This window comes from Micromonospora sp. RTBAU3-60, assembly GCF_054963695.1.
The window spans coordinates 24,520-47,185 of record NZ_JBUEGB010000038.1 but is presented as its reverse complement, the minus strand read 5'-3'; the positions used below and the strand labels follow the sequence as shown (position 1 = coordinate 47,185).

Sequence of the window (22,666 nt, the reverse complement as noted above, 5' to 3'; positions counted from 1 at the left end):
CGAGCGAGCGAATCATCAGTGCAGCGCCGTGGTGCCTCATGCCGGCGCCGAGCGGAGCGAGGTGGCGGCATGAACCCGACCACGGCGGCCGTCCGGGCCGGCGTCCAGCGCGGCGTGATCGAGCTGCGCAACACCTTCACCAACGCGCAGGACCTGTGGAACTACTTCTTCCCGACCGCGGTCCTGCTGGTCACCATGTTCTTCATGCGTGGCGCCACCGTGCCCGGCACCTCCTTCTCCCTCGGCGCGCGTACGCTGCCCAGCGCTCTCGGCATGGGGCTCGCGTTCGGCGGGCTGATCGGCCTGTCCCAGCAGCTCATCGTCGACCGGGAGGACGGCACCCTGCTGCGGGCCAAGGCGACGCCGAACGGGATGCTCGGCTACCTGATCGGGAAGATCGTCATGCTCTCGGCGGTGGCGCTGATCGGGCTGGTCCTCCAGCTCACCCCGGGGCTGTTCTTCCTGGATGGGATCCGGCTCACCGACGGCGGCGCCTGGCTCACGATGGCCTGGGTGGTGCCGCTCGGGCTGGTGGCGACGCTGCCGCTGGGCGCGGTGATCGGCTCGCTGATCGAGAACCCCCGCAACATGGGCCTGGTGGTGCTGCCGACCTTCGGCCTCATCGCGCTCTCCGGCATCTTCTATCCGATCAACGGCTACCCGGGCTGGCTCCAGGCCGTTGCCCAGGCCTTCCCGGTCTACTGGCTAGGGTTGGGGATGCGCTCGGCGCTGCTGCCGCCGGAGCTGGCCGCCGTCGAGCTGGGCGGGTCCTGGCGGCAGCTGGAGACGTTCGGTGTGCTGGGCCTCTGGGCCGTGCTCGGGCTGACCCTGGCCCCGGTCGTGCTGCGCCGGATGGCCCGCCGCGAGTCCGGCTCCCGGGTCGCGGCCCGCCGGGAGAAGGCCATGCAGCGGGCCATGTGAGAGGGCGTCGATGAGTGAGAACGTGCACAATCGGATCGCCGTGCTGCGCGCCGAGCGGGGCATCTCCCGGCGGCAGCTCGCCGATGCGCTGGGCGTGCACTACCAGACGGTCGGCTACCTGGAACGGGGCGAGTTCCGGCCCAGCCTGCACCTGGCGCTGCGGATCGCGGCGTACTTCGAGGTGCCGGTCGAGGTGGTCTTCTCCATCGAGCCCTTTCCCCGGATCGGGGAGGATGCCCGCAGCTCCGGGCGTCCGGCCTGAGGCGGCGCGTCAACGCTTGCGCGCCTGGCCGGTCAGATGCCGGCTGGCGAGCACCGCGTATCCGGCGACCGCCGCGGCGAGCAACACGAGCAGGGGGAGCGGTCGGGCCACGACGGCGCTGATCACGGCGACCGAGGCGATCCCGTAGCCGGTGATGGCGAGCCGGCGGACGTCCGGCCGCTCCACCGACAGCCAGTTCAGGCCGAGCCCGCAGAGCAGCCAGGTCACCAGGGAGGCCGCCAGGATCAGCCGGACCATGGGTCGAGTGGTCGGCGCGTCCGCCTCGACCTGCCGGACCACCTCCCCGAGCGACCAGCCGAGCAGCAGCAGCCCCGCGCCCAGCGGGATGTGCAGGTGGGTGTAGCCCACCCCGCCGCGCAGCCGGGCCATCGCCAGGCCGGCGTTGACAAAGGTGGTGTAGACCCACCAGACCGCGGCCGGGATGGTGAACGCGATCGCCGCCGCGCCGATGATGCGCGGCCCGGATCCGGCCGGGACCGCGGCCAGCAGGTCGGCCAGCGCGCTGCCCAGGACGATGATCGCGAACTGGCCGATCCGCTCGGGCAGGTGCACCACGTCCACCGGGAACCGGCTCAGCCGGCGCAACCCCAGCCAGGGCGTGGCCAGCTCGACGGCCATCGCCGCGGTCCACATGGCCGGCCGGGTGGACGCCGGCACGGCCAGCGAGGCGAGCCAGATCGCCCAGCCCATGCCGAAACCGACCAGGTAGACGTTGGTCACCAGGCGGGCCGGCTCCCCGGTCGATCGGGCCCGCAGGTAGAGCAGTAGCAGGACGCCGCGGACCACGAGGAAGCCGGCCGGCAGCAGCACGCCGTTGGGGGCCTCGGCCACGCCGAGGGTGAGTGCCCCGACGCCGACCAGCGCCACCAGGACCAGCAGTCGGTGCGGGATGTCGTCCGGGTCGTACCGGGTGTCGTAGAAGACCTGGCCCACCCAGGCCCACTGCAGCACCACGAAGAGGCCGCACGCGGCGAGCACCGCCGAGGTTCGGGGCTCGTGGCCCAGCCGGTTGACCACGGCGCCGAGCGCGAAGACGAACATCACGTCGAAGAAGAGCTCGAGCCAGCTGGCGTGCCGTTGCCCGGCGTCGTCCGCCCGACGACCGGGGAGGGCGAGCCGGGCGGTCAGCCGGCTCGCCCAGGAGGCCGCCCCACCGCCCGCCCCTCGCACAGTCACCGATGATCGCGGACCCGGCGTGACCTCCGGGGCGGAACGCGCGAGCCCGGGCGGCATTCGCCACACCGGGTGTCCCCCGACCGTCGGATCGTCGGTCCGGCAGGGCAGGATGTACGCCGAGGGGGTGGCGGAGATGGCGGGGCGGATCCGGGACGAGGACATCGCGCTGGTCCGCGAGCGCACCTCGATCGCCGAGGTCATCTCCGACACGGTGACCCTCAAGTCGGCCGGCGGCGGCAACCTCAAGGGGCTGTGCCCGTTCCACGACGAGAAGAGCCCCTCGTTCAACGTCTCGCCCGCCCGCAACGTCTGGTACTGCTTCGGCTGCGGGGCTGGCGGCGACGCCATCAAGTTCCTGATGGACGCCGAGCACCTGAGCTTCGTGGAGTCCGTCGAGCGGCTGGCCGCTCGCGCCGGCATCCAGCTCCGCTACGTCGAGGACGACCGGTCGGCCCCGCGACGCGACCGGCCGCAGCAGGGGCAGCGGCAGCGGCTGGTCGCCGCGCACGCTGCCGCCGTCGAGTTCTACCGCGCCCAGCTAAGCACCGCCGGCGCCCGTCCGGCCCGGGAGTTCCTGGCCCGGCGCGGCTTCGACCGGGCCGCCGCCGAGCGCTACGGCTGCGGCTTCGCCCCCGACGCCTGGGACCTGCTCACCAAGCACCTGCGGCAGCAGGGCTTCACCCACGACGAGCTGGTCACCGCCGGGCTGTCCCGCCCGTCCCGCTCGGGCAGCCTGATCGACCGGTTCCGCCGGCGGCTGCTCTGGCCGATCCGCGACCTCACCGGCGACGTGATCGGCTTCGGCGCCCGCAAGCTGTTCGACGACGACGACGGCCCGAAATACCTGAATACCCCCGAGACGCCGATCTACAAGAAGTCCCACGTCCTCTACGGCATCGACCAGGCCAAGCGGGAGATCGCCAAGCAGGGCAAGGTGGTCGTGGTCGAGGGCTACACCGACGTGATGGCCTGCCACCTGGCAGACGTCCCGACCGCGGTGGCCACGTGCGGCACGTCGTTCGGGTCGGACCACATCTCCGTCCTCCGTCGGGTGCTCTTCGACAGCGACGAGCGAGCCGGCGAGATCATCTTCACCTTCGACGGGGACGCCGCCGGGCAGAAGGCCGCGCTGCGCGCCTTCGAGGACGACCAGCGCTTCGTCGGGCGTACCTTCATCGCGGTCAGCCCGGACAACATGGACCCGTGCGAGCTGCGCCTGGCCAAGGGCGATCTGGCCGTCCGTGACCTGGTCGCCCGCCGCGAGCCGCTGGTCGACTTCGCGCTCCGCCACGTGATCAACCGGTACGACCTGGACACCGTTGACGGCCGGGTGGAGGCGATGCGCCGGGCCGCCCCGCTGGTCGCCAAGATCAAGGACCGGGAGAAGCGCCCCGAGTACGTCCGCAAGCTCGCCGGCGACCTCGGCATGGAGATCGAGCCGGTGCAGCGTGCGGTGCTGGCCGCCGCGTCCGGGAAGCCGGCCGGCGAGGCCGCCGCCCCGGCCCGCTCCGGGCCGGCGGCGCCGACCGTGGACAGCCCGCAGTCGATGGTCGAGCGGGAGGCGCTGAAGCTCGCCCTCCAGGAGCCGGTGCTGGCCGGCCCGATGTTCGACGCGGTGGAGGCCGGCGAATACCGGCACCCGGTGCACGTCGCGGTGCGGGCGGCGATCGCGGCGGCCGGCGGGGTGGCGGCGGCCACCAGCGGCGCGGTCTGGATCGAGCAGGTCCGGGACGCCTGCGACGACCTGGCGGGCCAGGCGCTCGTCGGCGAGCTGGCCGTCGAGCCGCTGCGCATCGACGGCGAGCCCGACCCCCGGTACGTCTCGATCACCATGGCCCGGCTCCAGTGGGGCTCGGTGACCGGCCGGATCAAGGACCTCAAGTCGAAGATCCAGCGGATCAACCCGGTGAGCAACAAGGACGAGTACTTCGCGCTCTTCGGGGAACTGCTCTCGCTGGAGCAGCACGCGCGGGCGCTGCGCGAGCAGGCCGCGGGAGGACTGTGATGGGACTGTTCAACCGCAAGCCCAAGCTGCCGCCCGGCGCCCGCCCGCCGCTGGCCGCCGAGGAGCGGGTGCTCGCCTGGGCCGCCGTCGGCAACGGCGAGGGCGACGGCGTGGTGGTCGCCAGCAACCTCGGGCTCTGGCTGCCCGGCCGGGGGCACCGGATCGGGTGGCACGACATCCTCAAGGCGGTCTGGTCGGGGCGCGAGCTCACCGTCACCCCGGCCGAGCGGGTCGCCGAGCGCGACGGCTACCTGGTGGTGGCGGACTGCCCGGCCGAGACCTACCTGCTGCTCGACCCGGGCGACCTGCCGCACCAGGTGCGGGCCCGGGTCACCCGGTCGGTGGCGTACACCAGCCACCACCCGGTGCCCGGCGGCGCTGGCCGGATCGCCGCCCGCCGGGTGTCCGGGGTGGACGGGCTGACCTGGACGGTCCGCTACGACCCGGGCACGCCCGCCGACGACGAGGCGGTGCTCGCCGAGACCGACCGCCTGGTCGCCGCCGCCCGGTCGGCCACCGCCCCGGCGAACCTCTGAACGTCAGCCGTTGCGGTAGTAGCGGGCGGCGCCCGGGTGCAGCGGGATCGGATCGGTGCCCGCCGCGCTCTCCCGGCTGAAGTTGCCCGCCTCGGGGTGCACCTTGATCAGCTCACCCTGGTACGTGAAGAGCACCCGGGTCAGGTCGTACGCGAGCTGGTCCGGCATGTCCGCAGCGACCAGGATCACGTTCGCCACGGTGATGGTCGGCGTGGCCGCTGGGGTGCCGTAGACCTCCTTCGGCAGGGTGGCCGTGGTGTAGACCGAGCCGTACCGGGCGGCGAGCGGCTCGACCAGGTCGGTGAGGGGGAGCAACTGGAACGTCCCGGGCGCGCTGGCGAGCAGGTCCTTGATGCCCGGGGTGGGCAGGCCGCCGGAGAAGAACATCGCATCCAGGGTGCCCGCCCGCATCCGCTTCACCGTCTCCGGCAGCGACAGGTTGAGGCGCTGGATGTCCCGGTCCGGGTTGATCCCGGCCGCGGTCAGCAGCCGTCCCGCGATGATGTCGGTGCCGGACTTCGGCGAGCCGGTGGAGATCCGCTTGCCGCGCAGTTCGGCGAAGCTGTCGATCTTCCCGCCGGTCCGGACGATCACGTGGGTGTAGTTGCGGTAGACCTGGGCCAGCGCGCGTACCGGCTGTGGTTGGCCGTCGAACGCGCCCCGCCCGTTGACCGCGTCCGCCGCCGTGTCCGCCAGGCTGAAGGCGATCTCCATGTCGCCGCTGGCCAGCCGGTTGATGTTCTCCACCGAGGCGCCGGTCGGCTCGGCCCGCGCCTCGTAGCCGGGCAGGTGCCGGCTGATCAGGTCCGCGTAGCCGCCGCCGAGCTGGTAGTAGACGCCGGTGGTGTTGCCGGTGGCGAGGAAGATCCGCCCGCCGTGCCACGCCCGCGGGCCGGGGTCGGCCGCACCGCAGCCGGCCACCAGGGCGGCCAGCAGCAGCACGGCCGCCAGCCGCAGCGGGCGGCCGGTCACGGGCGGACCGCCGGTTCCAGCGCCTCCGCCACCCGCTGGGCCAGGGTCGCCGTCTCGAAGCCGATCTGGCCCAGGTCGCAGCCGGGCGCGGCGAGCACCCCGAGCAGGGCCCGCTCGCCGATCGCCATCACCAGCATCACCCCGCCGTCCATGTCGAGGATCTGCTGGCGTACCCGGCCGGCGGACATCAGCCGGGCGGCGCCCAGGCCCAGGCTGGCCAGCCCGCTGATCACCGCGGAGAGCTGGTCCACCTGCTCGATGGACAGGTCGGGGGAGGCGGCCAGCCGCAGCCCGTCCTGGGACACCGCGAGGGCGTGCGACACGTCCGGCACCCGCTCGGCGAAGTTCGCCAGCAACCAGTCGAGCCCGGCGGTCACGGATGAGGTCATGGATTTCTCCCGGTGGGTGTGGTGTTCGGGGTACGCCGCGTCGCGCTGGCCACGCCCTCGGCGAGCGCGGACAGGCGGGCCCGCACCACCTCCGGGTCGAGCAGGTCGTCGGCGGGTCGGGGCGGCGGGGCGGTGGCCGGCATGGCCGCGGGCAGCTGCCCGCCCCGGGTCCGGCGCGGCAGCGGGCCCCCGGCGGCCGGCGTGGGCGAACCGCCGGCCGGGCGGACCTGGGCGGCGGCGGGGGCCGGGAGGGCGGTGCCGGGCGGGGGCACGGCGGCGACGCCGCGCGCGGTGCCGGCGGGCGCGGCCGGCGGGCGGGTGGCGATCACCGGCACGGCGACGGTGGGGGCGTCGTGCCGGGCGGCCGGGTGGAGCGGGCTGGTGGCCAGGTCGCGGGCGTCGGCCACCGGCAAGGTAACCGCCGGCCCGGGCCGGAACCAGGGCGCGCCGCTGCCGGCGGTCGGCCGGCGATCGGGCCGCCGGGTGGCCGACTCGACCCGCGTCAGCGCGGACTCGGGCACCTCCACCTGGGCGACCGTGCCGGTGTCGGTGTGGTGCAGCTGCACCCGGATGCCGTGCCGGGCGGCCAGGTGGGCCACCACGTGCAGGCCCATGCTGCCGGCCGCGGCGCTGGAGAGCGCGGCCGGCGCGGCGAGCCGTTCGTTGATCTCGGCCAGCCGGCTCTCGCTGATGCCGATGCCCTGGTCGTGCACCCGCAGCGTGACCCCGTCGACCGTGCGCCGCCCGTCCACCAGCACCGGCGCCTCCGGCGGGGAGTAGACGGTGGCGTTCTCCAGCAGCTCGGCCAGCAGGTGCACCAGGTTGCCGACCGCCGCGCCGTGCACCGCCGCGGTCGGCACGTCGACCTCGACCCGGGGGTAGTCCTCGATCTCGGAGGCCGCCGCCCGGACCGCGTCGTCGAGGAGCAGCGCCCCCTCGTGCCCACGGCCCGGCTCGCCCCCGGCGAGGACCAGCAGGTTCTCCCCGTTGCGGCGCAGGCGGGCGGCGAGGTGGTCCAGCGCGAAGAATCGGTCCAGCGCGTCCGGGTCGGTCTCCTCGCGTTCGAAATCGTCCAGCAGTCGCAGCTGGCGGGTGATCAGCGTACGGATGCGGCGGGCCAGCGCCTCGGCCATCCGGGTCACGTCCAGCCGCAGCTCGGCCTGCTCGCCGGCGAGCCGCAGCGCGGCCTTGTTCACCGTGTCGAACGCCTCGGCCACCTGGGCCACCTCGTCCCGGCCGCGGCGGATGCCGGCGGTCAGCCGGGTCGCCGTGCCGTCGCCCGGGCTGCCCTCGCCCGCGGCGATCGCGGTGATCCGTTCCGGCAGCTCCCGGTTCGCCATGGTGAGCGCGGCGACTCGCAGCCGGCGCAGCCGGCGGCTGGTGCGTACCGCCAGCAGCACCGCGGTGACCAGCGAGGCGAGCGCGACCGTGGTGGTCCCCCCGGCGGTGAGCAGGGCGCGCTGCCGGGCGGCCCGGGCCAGCGCGGCGGCGTCCCGGTCGAGGTCCTCGGAGAGTTCCCGGCCCAGCAGGTTGTACCGGCGGATCGTGCCGCTCTGCGCCACGTACCAGGCGTCGCCGTCGGTCTTCAGCGCCTCGGGCCCGCCGTCGGTGTCCAGCACGTCGTCGCGCATCCGGCGGGCCGTCTCGACGTCGCCGCCGGCGATCACCCGGTACCAGGCGGTCTTCGCCGGGCCGATGGCGATCCGGAGGAACTCGGCCTGACGCTGCTCCCGGGCGCCGCGCAACCGGCCGAGCCGGACCAGCTCACCCCGGGCCAGGGCACCCCGGACGAAGACGCCGCGCAGCAGGTCGCGCTCCAGGGACGCCAGGTGCTCCTGGGTGGCCATGGCCGCCACCTCGCGGGCGCCGTTGGCCAGATGGGCGTCGCGCAGCTGGGCCGGCAGAGCGTCGGCGACGGCGAGCAGCGAGTCGACCAGCATCACGTACGCCGGGTCACCCCTGTCGCCGGCCAGCGCGAGCTTGCGGGTGGGGTCAAGTTGGCCGAGTTGGCCGTCCGCGTCGTTGAGCACCGGGGCCAGGTCCGGGGCGGCCCGCCGCGCGTCGCCGCTGGCCGACCGGTAGCGGTCGATCGCGGCGTCCACCCGCCGCCGTTGGGCGTCGACCAGCGGCCGGCCGGCCGTGCCGCCCCGCTGGCGCAGCGCCGCCGTCTCGCCCAGCTCGCGTTCCAGCTCGTGCACCAGCCGTACGGTCGCGGTGGCCGTGCCAGCGAGGACGCGGGCCCGGTCGGCGTCGGCGGAGGCGGCCAGCGCGGCGTCGGTCTGGGCGGCGCCGAGCACCACCAGGCCGGCCGTCGCCACCAGGATCGGCGCGAGCAGTTGGGTGCGGACCGACCAGAGCCGGTGGGTGTGGCCCGGCGGGCGGTGGTGCCGGCGTACGCGGCCGGGGAGGGGGAGCGGCACTGGATCTCCCGGTCGGGGTAGGGTGCCGGGCCCGGACGGATCGTCCGGGCCCGGCGTCGTCGGATCAGCTCGCGCCGAGGTCCTTGAGCGCCTTGTCCGCACCCCGGTGCAGCGACACCGGGTCGGTCTTGCGGGCGTTCTGCAGGTCGATGGCCTTGGCGGCCGGGTTGGCCTGGGCCAGGGCGTCCTTCTTCTCGAAGACCGTCCTGGTGATCGCGCAGGCCACGTTGGCGTCCAGGTTGTCGCGGACCAGCAGCACGTTCGGCACCAGGATGGTCGGGGTGTCCGCCGCGGTCTTGTAGACGTCCTTGCCGATGGTCCCGGCCTGGTACGCCGGGTTCAGCTCGGCCATCTTGGGCAGCAGCGGGCTGAGGTCGAGGAACTTGACCTTGTCGCCGGCGGTGGTGAAGAGGTCGGTGAGGCCGCCGGTGGGCAGGCCCCCGGACCAGAAGAAGCCGTCGATGCTGCCGTCCTTCATGCCGTCGACGGTCTTGGTCAGGTCGAGGCGCTGCGCCTGGATGTCCTTGGCCGGGTCGAGGCCGGCGGCGGTGAGCAGCCGGTTGGCGATGACCTCAGTGCCGGACTTGGGCGAGCCGGTGGAGATCTTCTTGCCCTTCATGTCGGCGACCGAGGTGATCCCCGCGTCGGCCCGCACGACCACCTGCGTGTAGTTGTCGTAGATCCGGGCCAGCGCCTTCACCGGCTGCGGGCTGCTGAAGCTGCCCTTGCCCTGCACCGCGTTGACCGCGGTGTCGAAGAGCGAGAAGGCGACGTCGTACTGGCCGGCCACGAGCTGTTCGATGTTCTGCACCGAGGCGCCCGTCTCGGCGGCCGTGCCGGTGAGCTTGCCGTCGGTCGTCGCCGCAAGTTGGCCGGCCAGCGCGTTGCCGACGACGTAGTAGACGCCGGTGGCGTTGCCGGTGGCGATGCCGACCCGGGTGTCCTTGGTGACCTTGCAGGTGACCTCGCTGGCGGCGTCGTCCGTCGCCGCCCCGTCCTGCCGGCCCCCGCATCCGGCGGCACCGGCCGCGACGAGGGCCAGCACTCCGACGACAGCGGCAACCCGCGTGTCGATCCGTCTCACTCTCTACTCCTCCCCATGGTCCAGCTGTTGTGGCACCGACGGGACCCCGGCGCGGCCGGCGGATCCACGTCGGACGAGCACACCCGTCAGGGTCAGCGCGGCCAGGACGGCGCCGACGGTGACGGGCACGGGTTCGAGCCAGAGCAGCACCAGCCCGGCGACCGCGCCGACGATCCGCTCGGGCACGCCGGCCGGGCCGACGCCGGGCAGCCAGCCGCCCGCGGCCACCGCCAGCACGGTGACGCCGAGCGCCGAGACCACGCCGGCCACCAGGATCCGTTCCACCCCGCCGATGCCGAGCAGCCCGAGACCGGTTGGCGTGATGACGAAGGCGATCGGGATCAGATACGCGGGCAGCGCGTACCGCAGGGTCTGCCACATCGTCGGGACGAGCCGGCCGCCGGTCACCGCGGCGGCGGCCACCGCGGCGAGCGCGGTCGGCGGGGAGACCTCGGACAGCACCGCGAAGTAGAAGACGAACATCGCCGCGGCGGGGGCGGCGACGCCGAGGTTGAGCAGCGCCGGGCCGATGATCACCCAGCCGATCACGAACGAGGCGGTGACCGGCACGGCCAGGCCGAGCAGGCTGAGCGCGACGGCGGCGAGTAGCGCGGTGAGCGCCAGCACCACGGCCGGCTGGGAGCTGACCGCCTGCGCCCCGCTCACCAGCAGCGCGGCGGCCTGCGGGCCGAGGCCGGTCTTCGTGGTGGTGGCGGTAATGATGCCGGCCGCGGCGCAGACGGCGCTCACCGCGAGCACCCCGCGTACGCCGCCGCGCAGCGCCTCGACCAGGCGGGCCGGGGTGAGCCGGTGGCGACGGTCCAGGAAGGACAGGGCGGCGGCCAGCACGGTGGCGATCACCACGGCGCGGGTCGCCGAGGCGCCCGTCGCGAGCACCACGATGATCACGATGAGCGAGAGGAAGTGGTATCCGAAGCGGGCCAGTAGGCGCCAGGCCGAACCGCTGTCGATCGCCACCGCGCGGACGCCGGAGCGCCGGGCGTCGATCTCCACGGAGAGCAGGATGCCCAGGTAGTAGAGGATCGTCGGGACGGTCGCCCAGCCGAGCACCTGCAGGTAGGACACGCCCAGGTATTCGGCGATGATGAAGGCCGCCGCGCCCAGCGTCGGCGGGGAGAGGATCGCGCCCACCCCGGCGGCGGCCAGCATGCCGCCGGCCCGTTCGGCGGGGTAGCCGGCGCGGCGCAGGATGGGCCAGGTGACCGCCCCGATGCTGACGGTGGTGGCCGCCCCCGAGCCGGAGACGGTGCCGAGCAGGAAACCCGAGGCGACGGCGGTCCGGCCGGCGGCGGTCCGGGAGCGGCGGAACGCGGCGGCGGAGAGTTCCACGAAGAACCGGCCGGCCCCGGACAGGTCCAGCACCGCTCCGTAGATGGTGAAGAGCACGATGTACGAGGCGGCCACGTCCAGCGGGGTGCCGTAGAAGCCGCTGTCGGAGTTGTAGAAGGCGTCGATGAGCTGCCCGAAGTCGAGCCCGGCGTGGGCCACCGCCCAGGACTGCGGCAGCAGCCCGCCGTAGTAGCCGTAGGCCAGGAAGAGCAGGCAGACGGCGGGGAGGATCCAGCCGGTGGTCCGCCGGCACGCCTCCAGCAGCAGGAGCATCAGCACGGTGCCCATCGCCACGTCCAGCGGCACCAGCAGGCCCTGCCGGTCGAGGAACGCGTCGTACCCGCCACCGCCCGCGCCGAGCGTCACCGGCAGCACCGGGTAGAGGCAGGTCACCAGCGCGGCCAGGGCCAGCAGCCAGTCGACCGGGGTGGGCCCGCCGTGCCGCGCCGCGGCGTCGGCCGCCTCCGTCGGGCCGTCCTTCGTCCGCCGCAGCCGCATCCCAGACGGGTACGCCAGGAAGACCGCCGGCAGGACGCCGGTCAGGAAGATGATCAGGTAGTACTTGCTGCCCTGGGGAAGCGGAAAGAACACCTGCCAGAGGGCGAGCAGTGCGACGGCGACCGTGACGCCGGTGAACAGCCGCCCGACCGGTCCGGACAGGACCCGTCCCGGTTTTTCGTCCTCGAACTGGGCGGCGAGCTCCCGGGTGTCGGGAGGTGCGGCGACCCGCCCGTCGTCGGCCCGCCCCGGGTCGTCGACCGCGCCCGCGTCGGGCGGGAGCGGCACCGGGGCATTGTCCAGGTCGGACGCGGCATCCCGCGTCCCGGCGGGCAGGGGCGTCGGCGCGGAGCCGTCGGACGGGCGAACGGGCGACACGAGGGGGCACGATACGCGAATAGTTCACATTATGGAACCATTGCCGAATGTGATTGCGCTAAGTGACGGAAATGGGGCGGCAATTACCCAGAGCAATGCTGTTCCGAGTGATTCTCGCAAATGCCCTCGCCGAGAGTGCGGCGAAGTCCGACGTTAACCGGTCGAAGCTGTCGGACCGGCCCGCTAGGGTCGGCCGGTGACCACAGCTCAACCACTCATCCAGGCGCGGGGGCTGGTGAAGCGGTTCGGTGACTTCACCGCCGTCAACGGCATCGACGTGGAGGTGCGCCCGGGCGAGGCGTTCGGCTTCCTCGGGCCGAACGGGGCCGGCAAGTCCTCCACCATGCGCATGATCGGCTGCATCTCCCCGCCCTCCGGCGGCGAGCTGCGCATCCTCGGCATGGACCCGGTCCGCGACGGTCCCGCGATCCGGGCCCGGCTGGGCGTCTGCCCGCAGCTCGACAGCCTCGACCCGGAGCTCAACGTCCGGGAAAACCTGACCACCTACGCCCGCTACTTCGGCATCCCGCGCCGGGTCGCCCGCGAGCGGGCCGCCGAGCTGCTCGACTTCGTCCAGCTCACCGAGCGGGCCGAGAGCAAGGTGGAGCCACTCTCCGGCGGCATGAAGCGCCGGCTGACCATCGCCCGCGCGCTGGTCAACAACCCGGAGATCGTCCTGCTCGACGAGCCCACCACCGGGCTCGACCCGCAGGCCCGGCACCTGGTCTGGGAGCGGCTGTTCCGGCTCAAGCAGCAGGGCGTCACGCTGGTCCTCACCACGCACTACATGGACGAGGCGGAGCAGCTCTGCGACCGGCTGGTGGTGATGGACGGCGGCCGGATCGTGGCCGAGGGCTCGCCGCGCGCCCTCATCGAGCGGCACTCCACCCGCGAGGTGGTCGAGCTGCGCTTCGCCGCCGAGTCGCAGGAGGCGTTCGCCGGCAAGCTGAGCGGCCTGGGAGAGCGGGTCGAGGTGCTGCCCGACCGGATCCTGCTCTACGTGGCCGACGGCGACGCGGCGGTGGCCGAGGTGACCGCACGCGGCCTCGTCCCGGCCAGCGTCCTGGTCCGCCGCAGCAGCCTGGAGGACGTCTTCCTCCATCTCACCGGCCGCACCTTGGTGGACTAGTCGCAAGGCGCGACGGCGGCTCCGGCCCTGGAGCGCGGGACGCGGAAGATGAGTCGTTTGTCCGGCACCGCCACGGGTACACCGCGGCGCCGGGGCCGCTGCCCCAGGCCGACGGGACCACTGCTCAGAGGTAGGGCACAACCATGACCGTGAACGGTGACGAACAGTACGAGCGCGGCCTGGCGGCACTCCGGCAGGCCGACGGCGGCGCCGGGCAGAAGCTTCTCGATGCCCTCGCCGACGTCTCACCAGAGCTCAGCTACCGCTCCGTCGCCTGGTCCTACGGAGACCTCTACGTCCGCCCCGGGCTGGCGCGCCGCGACCGGGAACTGCTGACCCTCGGCATACTCACCGGTCTCGGTGGCGCCGAGGCCCAGCTTGAAGTGCACGTCAACGGCGCGCTCAATGCCGGCCTGACGCCCTCCGAAATAGTCGAGGCGCTGCTGCAGTCCGTCGTGTACTGCGGTGTGCCGCGGGCGGTCAACGCCACCCTCGTCGCCAAGAAGGTTTTCGCCGAGCGCAACCTGTTACCCGTCCGCCCCACCACGGCCGGCTGACCGGCCGCCTTATCAGCGGGCTCTGGCCCAGGTCAGGAAGCGGTTGGCCAGCGCCTCCGGTGAGGCCTGGGCGTTGAGGTCGGCGAGGTCGGTCATCGCCTCGTGCAGGAGCGCGCCGAGATAGATCAGCAGGCCCGTCCGGTTCTCGCGGTACTCGCCGAGCAGCGCCAGCCGGGCCGGGGAGCACGGCCACGCCGCGCCGCACACCCGGCAGCGCCAGGGGCGGACGCGCCGCCACGTGCGGCCGGTAGCGAGGCATCAGCGCGCGCCCTCCTCGGGCTCACGCGGGCCCCTTCTCAGGCCCGCTCGGCTCCTCCTCGGGTCCGCTCGGCTCCTTCTCGGGGCAGCGCGGTGACGCCAGCCAGCGGCCCCCGTTCGCCCGCCACTCCTGCACGCGGGTCAGCCGCCCCGGGCGTCCCGGCCCGTCGATCGGGAACACCTCGGTCGGTGCGGTCGCCCACGACGGGCGCGCATTGGGGGTGCGCCGGGGGAGCGTGGTGGGTGGTGCCGGTCGCTGGCAACGCCAGAACCTGAGTCGCATGGTCGAACCTCCGCAGCTGTGGAATGGGGCGCCCGGCGGACCTCGTTGTCCGGCGGGCGCCCCGGCCTGGTTCCGCCCGCCGTCCGATCCCGTGAGCGGTTCCACTGCGTGACAGTCTGCTGAGGACGCGACTACGGTGGGAGGTCCCGCGCGCCGACGACCAGCGCGTACGGCGGCCGATCCCACGCGGTACGAGGATGTACGGAGGGTGTCCGTGGAAAGCTCGTCCATGCTGGACCACTTCGCGGAGGAGCTACGGCTGGCCCGGGCCGGCAGCGGCATGTCCCAGACCGCGTTGGCCGAGGCGTTGAGCTATTCGGGTGCCCTGGTCGCCAAGGTGGAGACCTCCGAGCGCCGGCCGAGCCTCGACTTCGCGCGCCGGTGCGACACCGTGTTCGGCGCGGACGGGCGGTTCGAGCGCATCCAGCGCCGGATCAGCCGGGAGACCGTGGTCCCGTGGTTCCGCGACTGGGCCGGCATCGAACAGGAGGCCACGGCGCTGCGCTGGTTCGAGCCGCTGTGCGTGCCCGGTTTGCTTCAGACCGAGGAATACGCTCGTGCGCTGCTGTCTGGCGGCGGGTTGTTCGCTGCGGACGAGATCGAGCAGCAGGTGGCGACCCGGCTGGATCGCCAAGCAGTGCTCACCCGCGATCGGCCGCCCCTACTCACCGCCGTCGTCGACGAGTACGTCCTGCACCGCCGGATCGGTACGCCGGCGGTGATGCGCGAGCAGTTGCAGCACTTGGTGAAGCTGGGATCCACGCTGCCCCGAGTCCGTATCCACGTCGTGCCAATGTCAGCCGGGGCCTACCCTGGACTCGCTGGGCACTTCGTGATCGCCACCTCGCCAACGAGGGAGGACATCGTCTACCTGGAGGGGCAGCGCCACGGGCAGGCGATCGACCGAACCGACTTCGTGCAGGAGATGGTCGAGGTGTGGGAGTCGATCCGCGGTGAGGCACTATCGCACCAGCAGTCCCTCGACTTGATTGCGGAAGTGGCGGAGACATGGACCTGACCGGCGCGCGGTGGCGCAAGAGCACCCGCAGCAGCGGCCAAGGCGGGGCGTGCGTGGAGGTGGCCGACAACCTCTCCGGCGTGGTCGCCGTACGCGATTCCAAGGACCCGGGTGGTCCGGTGCTGGCCTTCGGCCCCGACGCCTGGCGCGCGTTCGTCACCGGAATCGCCGAGCGGCCGTAGCGCGGCCGCAACAAGGAGTTCTTCGTCGTTGGGCCTGGTTGGGTCGTTGCCGGCCTTGATCCGTCGGCGACCAGTACGCGAGCACGGGCGACGTGACCTCCCTGCCTGGGGTCGCAGCGGTGGGCGTTGGGCCTGGCGGGCTGTCGCTCGGTGACGCCTCCTATGCCGTGGCCAGTAGCCCGCGCATCTTGTCGAGCGGGTCGTCGGTTGAAGCTCCCGTCGCATAGGCACCTTGTGGGGTGACGCGACGACGAATAACGTCCCGATGTATCGGAGTGATATATCGGGACGGCGTTTGTGGTCGCCCGCCAACGGGGAGGTGCGATGAGGTCGATCGACTACGACACGGAGCAGTACCAGGACTACGCGCGCGGTCGCGCGCTCACCCAGCAGCAACTGCAGGTATGGATCAACGCCTTTGCAGCGGTGCTGCCCGAGCGGCGTCCGCTGGCGGGGCTGGACGTCGGCTCAGGGACCGGCAGGTTCACCCCCGCGCTGGCCGGAGCGTTCGGGCCAGTGACCGGCGTCGAGCCGTCGGTCCGCATGCGCGAGATTGCGCAGACGCAGTCCCAGCATCCCGGTGTGCGGTATCTGGCCGGCGCCGCCGAGGACATGCCAGTGCCGTCCGGCAGCGCCGACTACGCTCTCATGTTCCTGTCCTGGCATCACGTGCAGGACAAGCCTCGGGCAGCCCGGGAGCTGGCCAGGGTGCTCAGGCCCGGCGGGCGGCTGCTATTGCGCGCGAATTTCAGCGACCACCATCCCCGGCCGTGGTGGCTGGAGTACTTCCCCCGCGGTTACGAGGTGGACGCCTCGCTGTTTCAGCCGCTGCACGAGGTCATCGCGATGTTCACGTCGCTCGGCTGGCGCGTGACCAGCTTCGGCACGTTCACCGAGCCGTCCGCGGGCACCCGCGGTGACATGCTCGAACGGCTGCGCCTGCGCACCCTCTCGTTCTTCGCGCAGCTCAGTCCCGACGAACTGGAGGCCGGCTTCCGCCGACTGGAGCAGTCTGTTGCCGCCGACCCCGGCGCACCAGCGCCGGTGTTTGCTGAGCCGCTGCTCACGCTCGAACTGTGCTGATGCGGTCGCTTCGGGGGCGTTCAGGGTGAAGATGGCGTGGTCCGTCCGCCCGTTTTCGGGGACCGGCCTGCCGTTCGCCGCGCGCCGGCAGCCACCCGCTGGGCCTGCGGGAGCGGAGAAACTGGCGCGACACCGTTCGTTGACCAGTCGTAGGGTGGCCGGCGGTCTTGTCGTACCCGGGCGGTAGGAAGACCGACGTGGACGGCGAGCGGGGGTGGTCGACGTGAGCGTGGCGGAGCGGGCCGGGCCGGCGGTGCCCAGGGTGCCGGCGCTGGCGGTGCTCGGCTATTACCTGGTCGGCTACCGGCGCACCTGGCGGGCGGGGGTCTTCTCGTCCTTCCTGCTGCCCGTGCTGACGGTGGTGGGCTTCGGCCTCGGCGTCGGCGCGTACGTGCGCCAGGGCGTCGGCGGGGTGCCCTACCTCGAGTGGCTGGTGCCCGGCCTGATCGCCTCCACCGCCCTCCAGGTCGCGGTCGCCGAGTCGACCTGGCCGGTGCACAGTAACTTCCGGTGGATCCGGACCTACCACGCGCAGGTGGCGGCGCCGCTGCGCAGCGGCGACATCCTCGCCGGGCACCTCGCCTTCGTGCTGTTCCGGGTGCTCACCAGCACGGCGGCGTTCCTGCTGGTGACGGCCCTGTTCGGGGCGCTGCGGTCGCCGTGGGCGGTGGCCGTGCTGCCGGTGAGCCTGCTGCTGGGCCTGGCGGTCGCCGCGCCGACCTTCGCGTTCAGCGCCGTCGTGCCGAGCGACAGCTACCTGGCTCTGCTGTTCCGCTTCGCGATCATCCCGATGACCCTCTTCGCCGGGGTGTTCTTCCCGGTCGAGTCGCTGCCGGCGGGGCTGCGCCAGGTGGCGTACGCGACCCCGCTCTGGCACGGCGTGGATCTCTGCCGGGCCGCCACGCTGGGCGTCGCTCCGCAGTGGTCGATCGTCGGTCACCTGCTCTACCTCGCCGCCTGGGCCGCCGCCGGCTGGCTGCTGGCCACGCGCGTGTTCCGCCGCTCGCTCGTCGTCTAGGAGATCCCGTGGTCGCTCTCGTCCTGCCCCGGCTGGTCGGCTCCGCGGGGATGCGCCGCTCCGCCTCGGTGGCCGAGCGCAACCTGACCGCGCTGCGGAGCGCGTACTGGCTGGTGCTGCTCTCCGGTTTCCTGGAGCCCGTGCTCTACCTGTTCTCGATCGGGGTCGGGGTGGGCGCGCTGGTCGGCGACCTCACCCTGCCCGGCGGGCAGGCGGTGTCGTACGCCGCGTTCGTGGCCCCGGCGATGCTGGCCTCGTCGGCGATGAGCGGGGCGCTGTCGGAGACCACCTTCAACTTTTTCGGGAAGATGAAGTACATGAAGCTGTACGACGGGGTCATCGCGACCCCGGTGCAGCCGTTCGAGATCGCCCTCGGCGAGCTGGGTTGGGCGATGATCCGGGGCAGCCTCTACTCGGCCGCCTTCCTGGTGATCATGGTGGCGATGGACCTGACCACCGCCGCGCGGGCGGTCCTCGCCTTTCCGGCCGCGGTGCTGGTCGGCTTCGCGTTCGGCGCGCTCGGCATGACGGTCTCCACCCTGATGCGCAGTTGGCAGGACTTTGACCTGATGGGGTCGGCCCAGTTCACCCTCTTCCTCTTCTCCGGCACCTTCGTGCCGGCCGAGGCGTACCCGACCGCACTGCGCTGGGTGGTCGAGGTGACCCCGCTCTACCGGTCGGTGCACCTGATCCGGGAGATCTGCGTGGGGGTGTCCGGCTGGTCGTGGCTGCCAGACGTGGCGTACCTGCTGGCGCTGACCGCCGGGATGCTCGCGCTCGCCTCCCGGCGGATGGGGAGGTTGCTCTACAAGTAGGTGGTTAACCGGCCTGCCGTCGGGCATCTCGTGGGACGACGCCGACGACCAGGGAGGGCCGATGGCCAGCGATGAGTCTTCCGCCCGCAGCGGGCGTGACCGCGACGATTCGGGCAACGCGTCAGGCGGGCGGGACCGCGCGGGCCGGGCCGGTCCGGTCGGCCCGGACCAGGGCCCGCAGCGCCCGACGGCATTGCCGGGCACCGGATGGCAGGCGGCGCTCAAGCGCACGGTTCGGGAGTTCCAGACCGACAACCTGACGGACCGGGCGGCCGCGCTCACCTACTACGGCATACTCTCGATCTTCCCGGGCATGCTGGCGCTCATCTCGGTGGTGGGCCTGCTCGGCCCGGGTGCCGTCAAGGGCGTCAAGGAAACCCTCGACCAGACGGCGCCGCAGCCGACCATCCGGCACATCATCGACATCGCGATCGCCCAGGCGAGCAGCTCGGGCGGCCTGGCCAGCATCGCCGCGGTCGTCGGTGTGCTGGGCGCCTTCTGGTCGGCCTCCGGCTACGTCGCCGCCTTCATGCGCGCGTCCAACACGATCTACGACGTGCCGGAGGGTCGGCCCATCTGGAAGACGCTGCCGGTCCGCCTCGGGGTGACCGCCCTGGTCGGCGTGATGCTGCTGGCCGCGTCGGTCATCGTGGTCTTCAGCGGCCGGCTCGCCACGCAGGTCGGCAGCGCGATCGGCCTGGGCTCGACGGCAGTGACGGTGTGGAGCATCGTCAAGTGGCCGGTGCTGCTGATCCTGGTGAGCCTGGTGTTCGCCATCCTCTACTGGGCCTCACCGAACGCTCGCCACGGCGGCTTCCGCTGGGTGAGCCCCGGCGGCGTGCTGGCCGTGGTGATCTGGCTCGTCGTCTCCGCGCTGTTCGCCGTCTACGTCGGCAACTTCGGCTCGTACAACAAGACGTACGGTGCCGTGGCCGGCATGATCATCTTTCTGGTCTGGCTCTGGCTGACCAACATCGCCATCCTGCTCGGCGCGGAGTTCGACGCGGAGTTGGAGCGCGGCCGGGCCATCGCGGCCGGGCACCCCGCCGAGTCGGAGCCGTACGTCGAACTGCGCGACGACCGCAAGCTCAGGAAGAAGGGCAGGCCCGCCGCCGGCGACTGACCCGTCCCGCGCCGCCGTTTCCCGCAGTCCCGGTATCCCCGGCGTCCCGCCGTCCCGCCGTCCGCCGCCCCGCCGTCTCGCCGTCTGTCGCGTCGGTCGCGCCGGGACGGCGGCCGTGGGGCGGCGGCGTCGATCCAGCCCGACAGTCTGACCTGGCGCTACCACCCCGTGGCAGCGCGCTGTTCTTGTTCCTGAAGACGATCATGCTTTCCGTGATCCACAGCCGGGCTTTTGTTCGCATGGACAAAAGTTTGGATCGGATGTGCTGAAGCTATGGACACGTGACCCGGAAGCCTCCTACTGTGTCGGACACGACACGTCGCCGTTGCGTCGATGTGAACGACTCCGATGCGGAGGTGTGCCGGTGCGGACTGTGGACCCCCTGCACGTACGGCTCCTGCGACTGCTCCGGGACGAAGGGGCGGTGTCCCGGGCCGAACTCGGCGACCGCCTGCAGATGCCCCGCCCCCGCTTGCTCGCCGAGCTGGAGCGGCTGGTCGGGCTCGGATACGTCGCCGAGGCGGGGCTGGCCGCGTCCCGCGGCGGGCGGCGGTCCACCCTGGTCGAACTGAGCCCGCACCTGCGCTTCGCCGCGGTCGACCTGGGCGCCAGCTCGATCGACGTCGAGGTGGTGAACGGCCGGCTCGAGCCGGTGGCCGCGTACACCGAGACGGCCGACATCCGCTCCGGCCCGAAGGTGATCCTCCAGCGGGTCGCCGAGCTGCTGCACAAGGCCAAGGTGGACGGGGCGTACGAGCGGCTGGACGCGGTGGGCATCGGCGTCCCCGGGCCGGTGAGCTTCCGGGACGGGGTGCCGGTCTCGCCGCCGATCATGCCGGGCTGGGACCGCTTCCCCGTCCGCGAGGTGCTCACCCGCGAGCACGGCTGCCCGGCCGTGGTCGACAACGACGTGAACATCATGGCGATCGGCGAGCGGCACGGCGGGGTCGCCCACTCGGTGGACGACTTCCTGCTGATCAAGATCGGCACCGGCATCGGCTGCGGCATCTACCTCAACGGCGAGGTCTACCGGGGCACCGACGGGTGCGCCGGCGACATCGGCCACATCCAGGTCGACCCGAACGGTCCGATGTGCTCCTGCGGGAACCTCGGCTGCCTGGAGGCCGTCTTCAGCGGGGCCGCGCTGGCCCGGGAGGCCACCGCGGCGGCCCGGGCCGGGGTCTCCCCGGCGCTCGCCGACCGGCTGGCCGCGCGGGGCGTGGTGACCGCGCTGGACGTGGCGCAGGGGGCGGTCGAGGGGGACGTCACCTGCATCCAGCTCATCCGCGAAGGCGGGCGGCGGGTCGGCAGCGTGCTGGCCGGGCTGGTGAGCTTCACCAACCCCTCGATGATCGTGATCGGTGGTGGGCTCGCCCAGCTCGGCCACATCCTGCTCGCCGAGATCCGCAGCGTGGTCTACCGCCGCTCGCTGCCGCTGGCCACCGGCAACCTGCCGGTCGTCCTCTCCGAACTCGGCCACCGGGCCGGGGTGGCCGGCGCCGCCGTGCTCGCCAGCGACCTCGCCTTCGGGGAGGCGTCATGACCGCCCGGCGCGAGGACGGGCCGTTCCGCTGGACAGCAAGGAGGCCGAGGTGACGAACCCACTGGTGGCGGCCCCCGCCGACACCGTCGCGGGCGAGATGGTCCTGCGGCTCACCGACGTGGTCAAGACCTTCCCCGGGGTACGCGCGCTGGACGGCGTGCAGCTGGAGGTCCGGGCCGGCGAGGTGCACTGCCTGCTCGGCCAGAACGGCGCCGGCAAGTCCACCCTGATCAAGGTGCTCGCCGGGGTGCACCGGCCGGACTCCGGCGAGGTCGAGTGGCGCGGCGAGCCGGCGAGCTTCGCCAACCCGCAGGCCGCGATGCGGGCCGGGATCGCCACCATCTACCAGGAGCTCGACCTGGTCGAGGACCTGTCGGTGGCGGAGAACGCCTTCCTCGGCCACGAGCCGCGCCGGCTCGGCTTCGTCCGCCGCGGCCACATGGCCCGGCGTACCCGGCAGATCCTGGCCCGGCTCGGCCACCCGGAGATCCCGCCCGGCCGGCTGGTCCGCCACCTGCCCGCCGCCGGCAAGCAGATCGTCAGCATGGCCCGGGCGCTCTCCCACGAGGCCCGACTGATCATCATGGACGAGCCGAGCGCCGTCCTCGCCCACGACGAGGTGGGCAACCTGTTCCGGATCATCCGGGAACTCACCGCGCAGGGCATCGCGGTCATCTACATCTCGCACCGGCTGGAGGAGATCCGCGAGATCGGCGACCGGGTCACCGTACTCAAGGACGGCCGGACCACCGCGGCGAACCTGCCGGCCCGCGGCACCCCGACCAACGACCTGGTCGCCCGGATGACCGGGCGGACCATCGAGTACGTCTTCCCGGAGCGCCCGGCCGACGAGACCGCCGGCGCGGAGCTGCTGCGGGTGGACGGGCTGACCCGGTCCGGGGAGTTCGCCGACGTGTCGCTGGCCGTGCGGGCCGGGGAGATCGTCGGCATCGCCGGACTGGTCGGCTCCGGCCGCTCCGAGCTGCTGGAGACCATCTACGGCGCCCGCCGCGCGCAGGCCGGCACGGTCCGGATGGGCGGCCGGACGCTGCGCCCCGGCAGCGTCGGGGCGGCGGTGCGGGCCGGCATGGGCATGGCCCCGGAGGAGCGCAAGAGCCAGGCGCTGCTGCTCGGCGAGCCGATCTACCGCAACGTCACCCTGGCCACCTTCGGCCGGTACGCCCGCCTCGGCTTCACCGACGCGGGGCGGGAACGGGCCGAGGCGGACCGGATCGCCGACTCGCTGGAGCTGCGTCCCCGCGACGTACGCCGGCCGGTGCGCACCCTCTCCGGCGGCAACCAGCAGAAGGTGGTGGTCGGCCGGTGGCTGCTCGGGGACACCCGGCTGCTGCTGCTCGACGAGCCGACCCGGGGCGTGGACGTGGGCGCCCGAGCCGAGCTCTACCAGGTCATCCGGTCCCTCGCCGCCCGGGGCGTCGGGGTGCTGCTGGTCTCCAGCGAGGTGCCGGAGGTGCTCGGCCTGGCCGACCGGGTGCTGGTGATGCGGGAGGGCCGGGTGGTCCGGGAGGCCCCGGCCGGCGAAATCGACGAAGACACCGTGCTCGACCTCGTCATGGCGGGGTCCCTCATGGAAGGCGCACCGGCATGACCGAGCGATGCGCAGAGACCGACGTGTGGACGGAGG

The 22,666-nt window shown here is 72.9% G+C and carries 21 protein-coding genes; 14 read left to right on the top strand and 7 right to left on the bottom strand.

Annotated elements, in window-relative coordinates:
• The first annotated feature begins 69 nt into the window (after positions 1-69).
• Together ACY34I_RS27725 and ACY34I_RS27720 are read left to right on the top strand one after the other, a co-directional pair.
• A complete protein-coding gene (locus ACY34I_RS27725) occupies positions 70-921 on the top strand; it encodes an ABC transporter permease (protein ID WP_462757961.1) in 852 nt (283 codons plus the stop codon).
• Positions 922-931: 10 nt separating this feature from the next.
• A complete protein-coding gene (locus tag ACY34I_RS27720) occupies positions 932-1,183 on the top strand; it encodes a helix-turn-helix transcriptional regulator (RefSeq protein ID WP_148801961.1) in 252 nt (83 codons plus the stop codon).
• Positions 1,184-1,192: 9 nt separating this feature from the next.
• On the opposite strand, the gene ACY34I_RS27715 is transcribed toward ACY34I_RS27720, so the two are convergent.
• Positions 1,193-2,581 (bottom strand): low temperature requirement protein A, encoded by a 1,389-nt coding sequence (locus ACY34I_RS27715; protein WP_462757960.1) that lies wholly within the window; start codon positions 2,579-2,581, stop codon positions 1,193-1,195.
• Here ACY34I_RS27715 and dnaG point away from each other — a divergent pair.
• Together dnaG and ACY34I_RS27705 are read left to right on the top strand one after the other, a co-directional pair.
• Complete coding sequence (gene dnaG / locus ACY34I_RS27710; RefSeq protein ID WP_462757959.1) at positions 2,490-4,385, top strand: DNA primase; 1,896 nt, start codon at positions 2,490-2,492, stop codon at positions 4,383-4,385. The two genes, ACY34I_RS27715 and dnaG, sit on opposite strands and share 92 nt — an antisense overlap.
• Positions 4,385-4,921 (top strand): hypothetical protein, encoded by a 537-nt coding sequence (locus tag ACY34I_RS27705; RefSeq protein ID WP_462757958.1) that lies wholly within the window; start codon positions 4,385-4,387, stop codon positions 4,919-4,921. The genes dnaG and ACY34I_RS27705 overlap by 1 nt, the downstream gene beginning before the upstream one ends.
• A gap of 3 nt (positions 4,922-4,924) precedes the next feature.
• Here ACY34I_RS27705 and ACY34I_RS27700 read toward each other — a convergent pair whose 3' ends face one another.
• The 5 genes from ACY34I_RS27700 to ACY34I_RS27680 form a co-directional block, all read right to left on the bottom strand.
• A complete protein-coding gene (locus ACY34I_RS27700; protein WP_462757957.1) occupies positions 4,925-5,893 on the bottom strand; it encodes a TAXI family TRAP transporter solute-binding subunit in 969 nt (322 codons plus the stop codon).
• Positions 5,890-6,282, bottom strand: coding sequence for a roadblock/LC7 domain-containing protein (locus ACY34I_RS27695; RefSeq protein WP_148801951.1), 393 nt, complete (start codon positions 6,280-6,282; stop codon positions 5,890-5,892). Before ACY34I_RS27695 ends, ACY34I_RS27700 begins: the two co-directional genes overlap by 4 nt.
• Positions 6,279-8,702 carry a sensor histidine kinase gene (locus ACY34I_RS27690; RefSeq protein WP_462757956.1) on the bottom strand — a complete coding sequence of 808 codons (2,424 nt, stop codon included), beginning with the start codon at positions 8,700-8,702 and terminating at the stop codon, positions 6,279-6,281. The genes ACY34I_RS27695 and ACY34I_RS27690 overlap by 4 nt, the downstream gene beginning before the upstream one ends.
• A 64-nt stretch (positions 8,703-8,766) precedes the next feature.
• Entirely contained in the window at positions 8,767-9,786 is a 1,020-nt protein-coding gene (locus tag ACY34I_RS27685; protein WP_462757955.1) for a TAXI family TRAP transporter solute-binding subunit, read from the bottom strand.
• Positions 9,787-9,789: 3 nt separating this feature from the next.
• On the bottom strand, positions 9,790-12,012 hold the full coding sequence (locus ACY34I_RS27680; RefSeq protein WP_462757954.1) for a TRAP transporter permease: 2,223 nt from the start codon (positions 12,010-12,012) through the stop codon (positions 9,790-9,792).
• A gap of 196 nt (positions 12,013-12,208) precedes the next feature.
• On the opposite strand from ACY34I_RS27680, the gene ACY34I_RS27675 reads away from it, so the two are divergent.
• Complete coding sequence (locus ACY34I_RS27675) at positions 12,209-13,141, top strand: ABC transporter ATP-binding protein (protein WP_148801945.1); 933 nt, start codon at positions 12,209-12,211, stop codon at positions 13,139-13,141.
• Between the two features lie 143 nt (positions 13,142-13,284).
• Positions 13,285-13,698 carry a carboxymuconolactone decarboxylase family protein gene (locus ACY34I_RS27670; protein WP_148801943.1) on the top strand — a complete coding sequence of 138 codons (414 nt, stop codon included), beginning with the start codon at positions 13,285-13,287 and terminating at the stop codon, positions 13,696-13,698.
• A 12-nt stretch (positions 13,699-13,710) separates the two neighbouring features.
• Here the strand turns inward: ACY34I_RS27670 and ACY34I_RS27665 are convergent, their stop codons facing one another.
• On the bottom strand, positions 13,711-13,905 hold the full coding sequence (locus tag ACY34I_RS27665; RefSeq protein WP_462757953.1) for a flavin reductase: 195 nt from the start codon (positions 13,903-13,905) through the stop codon (positions 13,711-13,713).
• A 548-nt stretch (positions 13,906-14,453) separates the two neighbouring features.
• Between ACY34I_RS27665 and ACY34I_RS27660 the strand changes: the two genes are divergently transcribed.
• From ACY34I_RS27660 to ACY34I_RS27625, 8 genes are all read left to right on the top strand, one after another.
• Positions 14,454-15,257 (top strand): helix-turn-helix domain-containing protein, encoded by an 804-nt coding sequence (locus tag ACY34I_RS27660; RefSeq protein ID WP_255472496.1) that lies wholly within the window; start codon positions 14,454-14,456, stop codon positions 15,255-15,257.
• On the top strand, positions 15,248-15,439 hold the full coding sequence (locus tag ACY34I_RS27655) for a DUF397 domain-containing protein (protein ID WP_148801939.1): 192 nt from the start codon (positions 15,248-15,250) through the stop codon (positions 15,437-15,439). Before ACY34I_RS27660 ends, ACY34I_RS27655 begins: the two co-directional genes overlap by 10 nt.
• 324 nt (positions 15,440-15,763) lie before the next feature.
• Positions 15,764-16,522: a class I SAM-dependent methyltransferase gene (locus ACY34I_RS27650; RefSeq protein ID WP_462757952.1), complete on the top strand. Its 759-nt coding sequence runs from the start codon at positions 15,764-15,766 to the stop codon at positions 16,520-16,522.
• Between the two features lie 223 nt (positions 16,523-16,745).
• Positions 16,746-17,540, top strand: coding sequence for an ABC transporter permease (locus tag ACY34I_RS27645; RefSeq protein WP_255472495.1), 795 nt, complete (start codon positions 16,746-16,748; stop codon positions 17,538-17,540).
• An 8-nt stretch (positions 17,541-17,548) separates the two neighbouring features.
• Positions 17,549-18,355, top strand: a complete 807-nt coding sequence (locus tag ACY34I_RS27640; RefSeq protein WP_148801933.1) for an ABC transporter permease — start codon at positions 17,549-17,551, stop codon at positions 18,353-18,355.
• A 61-nt stretch (positions 18,356-18,416) separates the two neighbouring features.
• Positions 18,417-19,478, top strand: coding sequence for a YihY/virulence factor BrkB family protein (locus tag ACY34I_RS27635; RefSeq protein WP_148801931.1), 1,062 nt, complete (start codon positions 18,417-18,419; stop codon positions 19,476-19,478).
• A gap of 364 nt (positions 19,479-19,842) precedes the next feature.
• Positions 19,843-21,021 carry an ROK family protein gene (locus ACY34I_RS27630; RefSeq protein ID WP_462757950.1) on the top strand — a complete coding sequence of 393 codons (1,179 nt, stop codon included), beginning with the start codon at positions 19,843-19,845 and terminating at the stop codon, positions 21,019-21,021.
• 97 nt (positions 21,022-21,118) lie between these two features.
• Positions 21,119-22,630: a sugar ABC transporter ATP-binding protein gene (locus ACY34I_RS27625; protein WP_462757970.1), complete on the top strand. Its 1,512-nt coding sequence runs from the start codon at positions 21,119-21,121 to the stop codon at positions 22,628-22,630.
• The last annotated feature ends 36 nt before the right edge of the window (positions 22,631-22,666 follow it).